Source organism: Jeongeupia wiesaeckerbachi (assembly GCF_050916355.1).
Classification (GTDB): domain Bacteria; phylum Pseudomonadota; class Gammaproteobacteria; order Burkholderiales; family Chitinibacteraceae; genus Jeongeupia; species Jeongeupia wiesaeckerbachi.
The window spans coordinates 959,672-971,425 of sequence record NZ_CP136946.1; the positions used below are offsets into that span (position 1 = coordinate 959,672).

An 11,754-nucleotide genomic window follows, 5' to 3' on the forward strand; every position below is an offset into this window, starting at 1 on the left:
GCGGATTATACGGATGTCGGCCCTTTCCGGCGCAACTACCCGTCGGGTAACGACGGTATTCTTACGGCGTCACCACACCACGAAGAACAACCACCACGCGTACGCGAACGGCGCAAGACCGGCGGCATACACCGCCAGCGCCGGCAACCGCGCCAGCACGCCGGCACCGCGCTTGCCGGCCACACGCCACGCCAGCCGCAGCGTCCACGCCAGACCCAGCGCGAGCAAGGCAAACCGGGCGTCGCCGACCCAGCCGGTCGGCATGCCTTCGTGCTTGAGCAGACTGACCGTCGTCGCCGACAGGCCGAGGAAGACGCCGCAGCCCGCCGTCGGGATCAGCGCCTGTGCCAACCCGTGGACGCTGTCCTTGTTGCGCTGCGGCAACAAGCGGTCGGCGATCTGCAGCGCCAGATACAGCAGGCCGCCGACAAGCACCGCAGTCGTCATGATGAAACCGAGGATGGCCGCGCCGTCGAGCCAGCTGAAGCTGTCGTTCACTTCCGGGTAGTGCGTCAGCAGCCACCACGGCGCGCTGTCGTTCAGCGGCCAGAGAATGTCACGGTCGATCAGCCACTCGGCCGCCCACTGCTTGGCGGCGACCAGCCACGGGCTGGCGCTCCACAGGAAGGCGCCGAGCGCGATGCCCATCATGCCGAACACCAGCAAGGCGGTTTGCCAGGCGTCGCCATGGGCGACGTCGACGATTTCTTCCTCGGGCGAGCGCCCGGTCAGCGCGATCGCGTCGCGGTGACCGGCGCAGCGGCCGCACATATGGCAGTCGGACGCGCCCTGCATATGTCGCAATGGCACCAGCGGCGCGCAGTTGATCGGAATGACCTTCTTGCCCGAGCCGGCGAAATCACGCCATTTCTGCTCGTCGACCTTGTAGCGCCACGGCGCCAGCTTGGACAGCAACTGGAACACGCCATTGACCGGGCACAGATAGCGGCACCAGATACGCTTGCTGCGGCCGTACCAGAAGCCGATGCCGATCGCCGCGACGGTCGAACCGCCGAGCACCAGCAGCACCGCCAGCGGATATTGGTAGACGCTGACGAGCTGGCCGTAAATGGTGGTACAGGCGAAGGCGACGAAAGGCCAGCCGCCCCAGCGTATCCATTTCGGAATCGGCTTATTGCGGCCGCGCTCGCTCATCCATTCGGACAGCATGCCCTCGGGACAGAACCAGCCGCACCACGCGCGTCCCATCAGCGGCATCGATACCAGCACGAAAGGCCACCAGATGCCCCAGAAGGCGAATTGGGCCGCAACGGTCAGGTTGTTGAAGACGTGCGAGGTTTCGTCGGGCAGCGGCAGAAACACCGGCACGACGATCAGAAACACGTAGAGCGCAACGACGCCCCACTGCAATGCGCGCAGCGTGCCCTTGTGATCGCGCAGGAAGTCGCCGAACCGGGCGACGCGAAGTGACATCGCGCTCATGCTCAAGCCTTGCGACCGACCTGACGCAACCAGGTCACCGCGCTCCCCCAGTAAGCCAGCCAGATCGCCATTACCAGCAGCGCCGGATGCGAGCGGTAGCCGGCAAAGTCAGCCAGCAGCTTGCCGATGCCGGCCGAGTCGTCGAGCAGATGCGAGCTGTCCCAGAGCGGATCGACGATGCCGGGCAGCGCGCCGATCGACACCAGCCGTTCGAGTCCGCTGACCAGCAAGGCGCCGGCGAGCAGCAGCAAGAGGATTTCGGTGAACTGGAAGAAACGCCGCCAGGTGAAGATCTTGCCGCCGAGCTGCAGCAGCCAGAACGTCGCAAACGCCAGCAGCAGACCGAGCGCCCCCGCGCCGGCATAGCGCAGCATCTGGCTGCCATCGGCACCGGCGACGGTGCCGTAAAGGAAAACCACCGTTTCGCTGCCTTCGCGGCCGACGGCGATCATCACCAGCACCAGCAATCCCCACCAGTTCGATTGCTGCACCCGCTCGCTCATGCCGCTTTCCAGCTCTCGCTTGAGCGTGCGGCCGTGCTTTTTCATCCAGTAGACCATCTGCACGATCAGTGCCGCGGCCACCAGCGCCATGCCGGCCTGGAAATACTCCTGCCCGTCGTCGGACAGCACCTGGGATATGCCGAGAATGCCCAGTGCCAGCAGCCCCGACAGCACGAGGCCGGCGGCAACGCCGCCCCAGAGGTAGCGCAGGCCGCGCTGGCCGGCCGCCGGGCTCGCCTTGAGCCAGGCGTAGAGGATGCCGACGACGAGAAGCGCCTCGACGCTTTCGCGCCAGACGATGAAGAGTACCTGGTCCATGCTTTCTTCCTATCTCGCCAGTTCAAAGGCTTTTCACATGAAAAGCCTTTGAACTGGCGCTTGCTCACTTCCGCCTGCGGCGAAAAACCGCGGCCGCGCTGGCCGCGATTCGAATCTTTGAAGCTGTTACTTCACGACCACCGTGCCGCGCGCCTGCGGGTGGAAGTCGTCGAAGTACACGTATTCACCGGGGCTGGTCGCGTTGACGACGACGAACGACGTCACGCCGGGGCCGAGCACCTTTTCCTTGCGCAACTGGATGCTCTCGAACTCGGCCGGCGATTTGCCGGCATTGGTGATTTCGATCTTGAAACGCTGGCCAGCCGGCGCCTCGAAGCGCGTTGGCGAAATCGTCCCGTCCTTGATCGTCACCTTGAACGTCGGCAGATCCACCGCGTGCGCGCCGGTCATCAGCGTCGCCGCGGCCAGCGCCATCCAGAATTTATGCATCGTCACTCTCATACAGATCTGTCGGTATTGCGGGCGCCATCTCGGGTGCCCCGCCTGTGCATCGGCGCCGAGTCGTCAAACATCGATCGCCACGGCCGATGCCAGTTCGTAAGCCAAACCTGTCCCAGTCGGCGAGCGAGCCAAAGCAGGTCGCGCTCACCCGAAGCGCAGACACCGGATTGGGCGTATGGCCCAGGAGGATGTCGAGCATCGGACGAACGCGAGATGCGCAGGTGCAGCCGCCGAATGGGGTAGGTTTTTAGTAGCCGCCTTTTTTGCCGGTACCGGCATAGGTGAACTCATAGTTCAGCTCGAACGGCTTGAACCACGGGCCCACGCCGGTTTCCTTGTCGACGTGACGGCCGAAGTGCGCCTGCGGGTTTTCCGACGGCGGCAGGATCGTGTACTTGAGCTTGTACTTGCCCGGACCTTCGAGCTTGACGTTGTCACCGTAGTGCGGACCGTCGCTGGCGACCATGGCCATGAAGTCGCCCTTGATCACGTTCTTGCTGCCGACCTTCTGGATTTCGTACTTGACCAGCAGGTAAGGCATCCACTCGCCTTCGGCGAAACCGTTCGGGTTGTCCTTGACCGCATGGATGTCGGCTTCGAGGTGGACGTCGGACTTGGCCGCGTCGCGCATCATGCCCGGCGGATCCATCTTCACCGGCTGCAGGTAGACGGCACCGATTTCCATACCGCCCTTGATGGCCGGCTTGCCGATCGGGTACTCGGCAGCAAATACGGACAGCGGCAGCACCATGGCAGCGGCAACGATCAGACGTTTCATCAAAAGTTCCCCTTGGGTAAGCAGAAATAACAATGCAAGTGTACGCCCATGGAAACGATCGAGAACCGTTCTCGTTGACGACCGGCAGAATTCACTATTTGCGGCGCAGCTTCCGCTGCAACACCGGGGATGGCCCGTATAATCGTCCGGCTCGACTTTGCCCGATAATACGAGGCAGGGTGGCACGTCCACCCGCACTGGAGAAAACGCCAAGATGGCAAGAGATATGAAGAAATCGCGGGCAAGCAGCAGCCGGAGCGGCGGCGGTGGCTCGCTGGTCACCGGTCTGGTCGTCGGCCTGCTCGGCGGCGTTGCCGTTGCCGTCGGCGTGGCACTGTTCCTCAATCGCAGCGACAGCCCATTCACCAAAACGAACAACACGCCGCCGGACGCGATCGGCTCGGCGCCGCAGCCGACCAACAAGCAGCCCGAAGTGCTGCACCCGGGCGGCAGCGGTTCGAGTGCGCCGGCGTTGCCGGAAGCCACCAAGCCGGCCAGCACGCCCGAAGCGGCGAGCGGCGCCGAGCGCTTCGATTTCTACAAGGTCTTGCCCGAGCTGAACAAGGACGACGGCAAGCAAGCCGCCACCGAAGCCAAGCCGGTCGTGCCGACGAAAAAGCCCGAGTTCAGCCCGCCGGCCAAGGTCGAAGCGCCCAAGGGCGCCTATCTGCAGGTCGGCGCCTTCCAGAACGAACAGGAAGCCGACAATCTCAAGGCCAAGCTGGCGCTGGTCGGCGTCGAGGCCACCATCCTGTCGAGCAATTCGGCCGACAAGGGCCTGTGGCATCGGGTCCGGATCGGGCCGTTCACCAATCTCGCCGACCTCGACAAGGCGCGCGCCCAGCTCAAGGGCAGCGGGATCGACAGCACCGTCGTCAAGGGGAACTGAGCGCCACGACGCGACTCAGACCCACCACCCAATCAGGAGGAATAACAATGATCAAACGCTGGATGACGGGCCTGACCTTTGCCCTCGTCGCCGCTACCGCCGCGCACGCCGCCGTGCGCGAAGGCACCGACTACAAGCGTCTTGCGACCCCGCAACCGGTCGCGCAAGCCGGCAAGGCCGAAGTCATCGAGTTCTTCTGGTATGGCTGCCCGCATTGCTACAAGGTCGAACCGTACGTTGAAAGCTGGGCGGCCAAGCTGCCCAAGGACGTCAATTTCCGCCGCGTCCACGTAATGTGGCCGGGACGCAGCGACATGGAAGGCCATGCCAAGCTGTTTGCAACGCTGCAACAGATGGGTCTGGAAGCGAAATACCAGCAGGCGGTATTCGACGCCATCCAGCGCGACGGCATCGAGCTGCGCCGCGAAGGCGATCTGTATCCGTGGATCCAGAAGCAGGGTATCGACGTCGCCAAGTTCAAGGCGATCTACACCGGCTTTTCGACCAATGCCGCGCTGGGCAAGCTGTCCGACCTGACCAACCGCTACAACATCGATGGCGTGCCGACCTTCATCGTCAATGGCAAGTACGTCACCAGCCCGGGGCTGATCGGCCGCGAGGATGGCACCATCACCAAGGTGATCGACGAGTTGCTGGCCAAGGACAAGGCGGCCACGGCCACCAAGGCCAAGAAGTAAGCGAGCGCAACGCGCCAGCAAAAAGGGCGACCGAAGTCGCCCTTTTTTCATGCCTGCACCACACGCTGCCAATCAGAAATCGGTGTAGGTGCCGAACAGCACGCGGTAGGTGTCCGCGTCATTGGTATACGACGGATTCCCCGGGCCATCGGCGCCGACGGCGCCATATCTTTCATTGATCGTGTAGTGGAGATCGGCATAGCCGCTGGTCTGCTTCGACAAGGCGTACGTCCAGCGTGCGGCGAAGGCATTGCTGGCGCTGTCGTCGATCTTGTTGCCGCCTTCGTCCTTGGCATCCCAGAAATAGCTGTAGGTGAAGCCGAGGCGGTTCTTGCCGAAGGTATACAGCGCCTGCAGGAAGGCATTGCTCTGCTCGCTGCCGCCGTCGACGACGGTGACGACGCCCTCGCCCTGCGCTTCCTGCTTCCACCAGCGGTAGCCGGCGGCCAGATCGAAATCGCCGAACTTCACCCGACCGGCGCCGAAGGCGAACTTGTCCTTCTTGCCGTCGGTATTGGCAAGCTGCACGCCGCTGGTGCCGCTGGTTTCCGGCCGCGACTCCTCGTAACCGAGGTCGAGACGGAAGGCCTGCGCCTCGTAACCGAGCAGCACTTCGGCCGTATACGAGTGCGACTGGCCTTCGCTCTGGTTGTCCTGGTCGCGGAAGCTGTACTGGCCGGCGATGGTGAAACCGGCAAGGCTTGGCGAGTAATAGGTGATCGAGTTGGTCGGGTTGTAATAGATCAGGCCCGGATCGTCGATGTACTGGCCCGAACCGTCGAGCGCGTAGGTGCCGTCGAGGCGGTTGTAGATCGGCGAGAACGATTTGCCGAACTGCAGCTGGCCCCAGTCACCGCGCCAGCCGCCCCATGCTTCCCGGTTGCCCCAGGTGCGACCGGAGCCCATCGTGTTGACCGAACTGCCCGCGTCGGCGTCGCTGCGATAGTTTTCTGCACCGGTCCAGATTTTCCAGACCACCTCGGAACCGTTGTCGAGCTTGTCGGCGCCGGTGAAGTACAGGCGCGGCTCGACGTCGAGCTCGACCTCGCCCTTGTAGCCTTCGGCACTGCTGTCGTGAAAGAGGATGTCGGCCTCGATCGAGCCGCCAACGGTGACTTCGGCGTGCACCAGCGGCGCGGCAAGGCCGGCCAGCAGCACGGCGACAAGATGTTTGAGCTTCATGGCAGCGTTCCCCTACATGACAATGAAATAATTCATCGTCATTTTTGGTCCGTACCCTCCTGCCCTCCAAGGAATGAGGCCGCCATGTTGCCGCAATGCAACATGAAATCCGTCCTTGATCGCCAACCCGCCGCGCCAGCGGCAACGGGATCGCCGCTGCTTATGCCGGAGACGGGCGCACCGATCGCGGCAGCAAGGCCAGCAGCGGCGCCCAGTCGGTCGCGTCGAGCAGGTTCTTCAGCTGCAGGCCCAGCTCTGTATCGCCGGCAATCGTCAGCCGGCGCTGGAAGAACAGCGTATCCGGATCGGCGTCGCGCCGGGCAATCGCCCAGTAATCGGCAAACGACGCGGCAAAGGTCACGTCGGCCGGCGGCGTCTCGCCCCGGAAGCGGATGCCGGTAAAACCGATCGTCACGCCGCGATCCAGCTCGGCAAGCTCGAAACGGATGCGCTTGCCCTGCAGCCAGTCGAAATCGTCGTCGGGCCACAGCCGGCACCGGACGAGGTTGAGCGCGAAGGCCAGCGCCTGCCCCGGTGGCGCTTCGGGCAAACGGCGCAGCAGCGGAAACAGCATGTCGCTCAGCATCATGATTGGGTCTCCGATACCGGCCTGATGCCGGCGTCACCGTGCCAGTAGCCGTCGACCCAGCCTTCGGGATTCCAGCGCGCTACATCGGCTGCGGCCGCTTGACCGGCCAGCTTGGCCGCGTAGGCGGCGACGATGTCGCCGGTGTGGTGTTGCTGCGGGCTGATGCGCAGCGCCTCGATCCCGGCAAGCTCGCCAAGCTCGTGCCACAGCGCATGGCAGGCCGCCGACATCGTCTGGATGCCGTTGATGCACAGGAAGTCCTGCCCATCGCGCGTCGTCATCGTCAGCCCGTCAGGGTGATCCAGACACTTGAACTCGCAGCCGTCCTTGTTCAGGTCGTAGTGGCGGGCGGTGAAACAGCGCGCCGAGAACGCCAGCGGCAGCCGGCCGTGGGCGAAGACCTCGGTCTCGACCGCGGCGGTCCGCTCGGCCAGGATCGCCGCGACGGTGCCGCGACTGGCTTCGAGCGGCGGCAGCCAGCGGCTTGCGCCGGCTTCGGCAAACCAGTCGAGCGTCGGGCCGTTGTAGATGTTCAGGTGCGGGCCGGCGACAAAGCGCTGGCCGGCGTCACGCGCCAGTTTGACCGCGCCGAGGTCGTTGGCCTCGATAGCAAAACCCGATTCGATCAGTTTTTTCAGTCCGATCAGGTCACCGCTCGATTCGAGCAGCCCCTGCGAGCTGAGCACGACCTGCTTGCCGGCGCCGGACAGGTCGGCGGCCAGCGCCAGCCAGTCGGCGAGCTTGAGTTCGTGCCGACGCGCGCAGACGACTTCACCGAGGTAGATGGTCTCGACCGGCCAGTGCGCAGCCTCGGCGTAAAAGTCGAGCACGGTCTGGCGCGGCCAGTAGTACAGCAGCGGCCCGAGGGTCAGTTGCATGATGGGCACCTGTTCAAAATGGGTTCACGGTCGCATCCGTTGCGACGCACACCGACCGCTATCGCCACGGCCGGTTGTAGGCGCCCAGCGTCTGCTGGTGGCCTTCGGCCAGCGGCGCCAGCGTGTCGAGCCAGGCCGGCTTGACGCTGTAGCGCGCATCGCCGGCCGCATCGATCGCCGCGCGCAGCGTCCTGCTCACCGCGGTCACATAGGCCGGGCTGCGCTGGCGGCCTTCGACCTTGATCGCCTTGACGCCGATACGCATCAGCTCGGGCAGCACCGCCAGCGTGTTCAGGCTGGTCGGCTCTTCGAGCGCGTAATAGGTATCGCCTTCGACGTCGAAGCGGCCCTTGCACAAGGTCGGATAGCCGGCCGGCTCACCCTCGCCGTAGCGGTCGATCAGGATGCCGGCGAGCCGCGCGTCCATCGCCTTGCCTTGCGGCGCCCAGCGCACGAACGCCGCCGGTGAGCAGACGCCATGGGTGTTCGGCGACTGGCCGGTGGCGTAGCTGCTGAGGATGCAGCGGCCTTCGGCCATCACGCACAGGCTGCCGAAGCCGAACACCTCGATCTCGACCGAGGTTTTGCCGATCACCGCCTCGACCTGCGGCAAGGTCAGCACCCGCGGCAGCACCGCGCGGCGCACGCCAAAGCACTCCTGCGCCAGATTGATCGCATCGGCATTGGTCGCCGAGCCCTGCACCGACAGGTGCAGGCGCAATTGCGGATGGGTCCGGTGCGCGTAGGCCAGCAGGCCGAGGTCGGCGAGGATCACCGCATCGACGCCAAACTCGGCGGCCCGGTCGATCGCCCGGAGCCATTCGGCCAGCCTGCCGGCCTGGGCATAGGTATTGATCGCGACCAGCACCTCGCGATCGCGGGCGTGCGCGTAGGCGACGCCGTCGCGGATCTGCGCGTCGCCGAAGTTGAGGCCGGCGAAATTGCGGGCATTGGTGGCGTTCTTGAAGCCGAGATAGACGGCATCGGCACCGTGATCGATCGCGGCCTTCAGCGCCGGCAGGCTGCCGGCGGGACAGACGAGCTGCGGCTTGGCGGGCATGGGCTCTCCTTGCATATGGGGCAAGACCATAGTCCCGCGACCGCCGGTGCGGCTTAACCCAGATCAAGCTTTACCCAACTGCAACGCCACGGCGTAGCAAAGTGTTTGCCACTACGGGCCATCCCGGATGCGATAATTCCCGATGCATTGACTGCGGCCGCGGTGTCAAACTAGACGTTTGAGCGGCACCATAGACCGCAAACCGTGATGCGGCACCCCAGCGGTGCCCCCTGCCCCTGTGGGCCCGACAAGCGCCTGGCCTTGTCCCGCCCCGCAACAGAATAAGGACAATTGCATGAACATCGGACTCATCGGTCTCGGCAAAATGGGCGGCAATATGGCTCGCCGTCTCGCCCGTAGCGGCGCTACCGTGTTCGGTTTCGACGTCAGCGCGGAAACCCGCAATCAGCTGTCGGCCGAAAACACCAATATCCGCGCCTTCGACTCGGTCGAAACCCTGATCGCCGAACTGCCGACGCCGCGCGTCGTCTGGATGATGCTGCCGTCGGGTGAAATCAGCGAGTCGATGTTCGCCAAGCTCAAGGGCTTGCTGGCACCGGGCGACCTGATCGTCGATGGCGCCAACGCGATGTACAAGGACAGCCAGCGCCACGCGGCCGAACTCGCCACCGTCGGCCTGAAGTTCGTCGATGCCGGCGTATCGGGCGGCGTCTGGGGTCTGGCCAACGGCTACACCATCATGCTCGGCGGCGACAAGGACGCGGTCGCGCAAGTCGAGCCGTTCATCAAGCTCCTGGCACCGGGTCCGGATCTGGGCTGGATCCACTGCGGCCCGGCCGGCGCGGGTCACTACACCAAGATGGTCCACAACGGCATCGAGTACGGCATGATGCAGGCCTTCGCCGAAGGCTTCGCGCTGCTCGAAGCCAAGAAGGACTTCGACCTCGACGTCGCCGAAATCGCCGAAACCTGGCGCCATGGCTCGGTCGTGCGTTCGTGGCTGCTCGACCTGACCGCTGCGGCGCTGAAGGAAGACAGCCAGCTCGACGGCCTGCAGCCTTACGTGACCGACTCGGGCGAAGGCCGCTGGACCGTGCTGGAATCGGTCGAGCTCGGCGTTCCGGCCCCGGTCATCGCCAGCGCGCTGTACGCCCGCTTCGCCAGCCGCGGCAACGACGACTACGGCATGAAGCTGCTGCAACTGATGCGCAATGCCTTTGGCGGTCACGCCATTGCGAAGAAGTGAGCGGTCACGCCATTGCGAAGAAGTGAGCGGTCACGCCATTGCAAAAAAGCGGGCGGTCACGCCGTCGCGAAGCAGTGAGCGGCACGCCATCACCACGCCGTAAGCGCTGAACCTAGCGCCCGGCGGCTTGGTCCCTGCCATATGAAAAAGGCCGCATTCAGCGGCCTTTTTTGCGTTCAGCGCCACGGGCACAGCACCATGCAGGCAAACAGGCACGGCACGTGCCGCAGCATCAGCGCATAGGCCTTGGCGTCCCCCGCGAGCCAGCCACGGGCAAACCACTGACCGGCCAGATAGCGGCGCACATCGCCGCTGGCGTGGCGGGTTGCGGCCAGCCGGCCGTGCAGCGCCAGCATCCCCAGCGGTCGGTAACTGCCGGCATAGCGCTGCGCCGCCGCCAGACGCAAATAGCGTTCGGCCGCGACATCGTCGCGCGCCAGTTCGCGCCCCGCCATCAGCAAGACCGCGACGTTGTAGCACGCGGCGGCATGGCCGGCGTCGGCGAGCTGGCGAAAGCGGCAGATCGCGCGTTCGCGTGTGGTCGGATCGGCAAATTCCAGGCAAGCACCGCGAAAATCCGCGGACGCCGACTCGGGCGCACCCATGTCGAACTCCTCTACGTCGATGCAGGCGTTGTCCGGGTACGCGGCGACGTACACAATCGGACCAATCTGACACGGTCGTCGCCCGTGTCGCTCTCCACTGTAGTTCACCGCAAGGGAATCGAATTGGCCCAGGATGCCGCAGTACCGCGACTCAATCTGATCGGCGGCGGCCGGCTCGGCCGCACGCTCGCGCGGGCCTGGCGCGATGCCGGCGTCGTGGCGGTGGGGGCCGTTGCCTGCCGCTCGCCCGCCACCGCCCGCGACGCACTGGCCTTCATCGGCGCCGGCACACCGTACGCCAGTCTGGCCGGGCTGCCGCCGGCCGAATTGTGGCTGATCGCCACCGGCGACGGCGAAATCGGCGCCGTTGCCGCCGAACTCGCGTCGCGGAGCGCGGTGCGCCACGGCGATCTGGTCTGCCACGCCAGTGGCGCGCTCGATGCCAGCGTGCTGGCGCCCTTGCTGGCGTGCGGCGCCCGGCTCGGCGGCCTGCATCCGGCGCTGAGCTTCGCCGATCCGGCCCGGGCGCTCGGCCAGCTTGCCGGAACGCCGTGCGCGCTCGACGGCGATGCCGCGACGTTGCCGATGCTGGATGCGCTGGCGCGCGCCTTTGGCGGTGCGCCCTTCGCGCTCGCACCGGGCGGCAAGGCGGCGTATCACGCGGCGATGGTGATGGGATCGAACTATCTGGTCGCGCTGACGGCGCTGGCGCAGCAACTGGCCACGCAGGCCGGCATCGCGCCGGAAACGGCCTTGGCGGTGCTCGGCCCGTTGATGCGGCAGACGCTCGCCAACGCGCTCGAACTCGGCCCGGCGGCGGCACTGACCGGACCGATCGCCCGCGGCGATGCCGGCACCGTGACGCGGCATCTGGCGGTGATCGACGATCCGGTCGCGCGCGACGCGTATCTGGCGCTGGGCCGCGCGACGCTGGGCCTTGCCGCGCCACGGCTCGCCGACGAGCAGCAGGCGGCACTGGCCGCGCTGTTGCACGGCTAGCAGAGCTTTCGCTCAAGCCCCTGGGTTTGGTCTCAAGCGGCAGCGCCCGAAGAAGCGGCCAAGCCGGCCGGCAAGGCTCGCACCGCGTCTCTCAGCAACTCGCTTCGATCACACGGACCGCCATGCGGTCGGTTGCGTTAGCG

The 11,754-nt window shown here is 65.5% G+C and carries 13 protein-coding genes; 4 read left to right on the plus strand and 9 right to left on the minus strand.

Translation table 11 applies throughout. The features are described from left to right. Positions 1–69 precede the first annotated feature (69 nt). From R0382_RS04760 to R0382_RS04775, 4 genes are all read right to left on the minus strand, one after another. Positions 70–1,443 carry a 4Fe-4S binding protein gene (locus tag R0382_RS04760; RefSeq protein ID WP_432722780.1) on the minus strand — a complete coding sequence of 458 codons (1,374 nt, stop codon included), beginning with the start codon at positions 1,441–1,443 and terminating at the stop codon, positions 70–72. Between the two features lie 2 nt (positions 1,444–1,445). Continuing rightward, positions 1,446–2,264 (minus strand): FTR1 family iron permease, encoded by an 819-nt coding sequence (locus R0382_RS04765; protein ID WP_432722782.1) that lies wholly within the window; start codon positions 2,262–2,264, stop codon positions 1,446–1,448. A gap of 126 nt (positions 2,265–2,390) precedes the next feature. Then, complete coding sequence (locus R0382_RS04770; RefSeq protein WP_432722784.1) at positions 2,391–2,714, minus strand: cupredoxin domain-containing protein; 324 nt, start codon at positions 2,712–2,714, stop codon at positions 2,391–2,393. A gap of 259 nt (positions 2,715–2,973) precedes the next feature. After that, a complete protein-coding gene (locus R0382_RS04775) occupies positions 2,974–3,504 on the minus strand; it encodes an iron transporter (protein WP_432722786.1) in 531 nt (176 codons plus the stop codon). A 214-nt stretch (positions 3,505–3,718) separates the two neighbouring features. Between R0382_RS04775 and R0382_RS04780 the strand changes: the two genes are divergently transcribed. Next, entirely contained in the window at positions 3,719–4,393 is a 675-nt protein-coding gene (locus R0382_RS04780) for an SPOR domain-containing protein (RefSeq protein ID WP_432722788.1), read from the plus strand. Between the two features lie 47 nt (positions 4,394–4,440). Next, complete coding sequence (locus tag R0382_RS04785; protein ID WP_432722790.1) at positions 4,441–5,091, plus strand: thiol:disulfide interchange protein DsbA/DsbL; 651 nt, start codon at positions 4,441–4,443, stop codon at positions 5,089–5,091. Positions 5,092–5,163: 72 nt separating this feature from the next. Here the strand turns inward: R0382_RS04785 and R0382_RS04790 are convergent, their stop codons facing one another. From R0382_RS04790 to ubiU, 4 genes are all read right to left on the minus strand, one after another. Continuing rightward, positions 5,164–6,273, minus strand: a complete 1,110-nt coding sequence (locus R0382_RS04790; protein ID WP_432722792.1) for a porin — start codon at positions 6,271–6,273, stop codon at positions 5,164–5,166. A gap of 160 nt (positions 6,274–6,433) precedes the next feature. Continuing rightward, positions 6,434–6,862, minus strand: a complete 429-nt coding sequence (gene ubiT, locus R0382_RS04795) for a ubiquinone anaerobic biosynthesis accessory factor UbiT (protein ID WP_432722794.1) — start codon at positions 6,860–6,862, stop codon at positions 6,434–6,436. Continuing rightward, positions 6,859–7,740: a U32 family peptidase gene (locus tag R0382_RS04800; RefSeq protein WP_432722797.1), complete on the minus strand. Its 882-nt coding sequence runs from the start codon at positions 7,738–7,740 to the stop codon at positions 6,859–6,861. The genes ubiT and R0382_RS04800 overlap by 4 nt, the downstream gene beginning before the upstream one ends. A 58-nt stretch (positions 7,741–7,798) precedes the next feature. Further along, positions 7,799–8,800 carry a ubiquinone anaerobic biosynthesis protein UbiU gene (gene ubiU, locus R0382_RS04805; protein ID WP_432722799.1) on the minus strand — a complete coding sequence of 334 codons (1,002 nt, stop codon included), beginning with the start codon at positions 8,798–8,800 and terminating at the stop codon, positions 7,799–7,801. A 295-nt stretch (positions 8,801–9,095) separates the two neighbouring features. Between ubiU and gnd the strand changes: the two genes are divergently transcribed. After that, positions 9,096–10,007, plus strand: coding sequence for a phosphogluconate dehydrogenase (NAD(+)-dependent, decarboxylating) (gnd, locus tag R0382_RS04810; RefSeq protein WP_432722801.1), 912 nt, complete (start codon positions 9,096–9,098; stop codon positions 10,005–10,007). 176 nt (positions 10,008–10,183) lie between these two features. Here gnd and R0382_RS04815 read toward each other — a convergent pair whose 3' ends face one another. After that, the gene (locus R0382_RS04815; protein ID WP_432722802.1) at positions 10,184–10,612 is read right to left on the minus strand and encodes a hypothetical protein; all 429 of its coding nucleotides are present in this window, start codon (positions 10,610–10,612) and stop codon (positions 10,184–10,186) included. A gap of 84 nt (positions 10,613–10,696) precedes the next feature. Here R0382_RS04815 and R0382_RS04820 point away from each other — a divergent pair, with 84 nt between their 5' ends. Next, positions 10,697–11,611: a Rossmann-like and DUF2520 domain-containing protein gene (locus R0382_RS04820; RefSeq protein ID WP_432722804.1), complete on the plus strand. Its 915-nt coding sequence runs from the start codon at positions 10,697–10,699 to the stop codon at positions 11,609–11,611. The last annotated feature ends 143 nt before the right edge of the window (positions 11,612–11,754 follow it).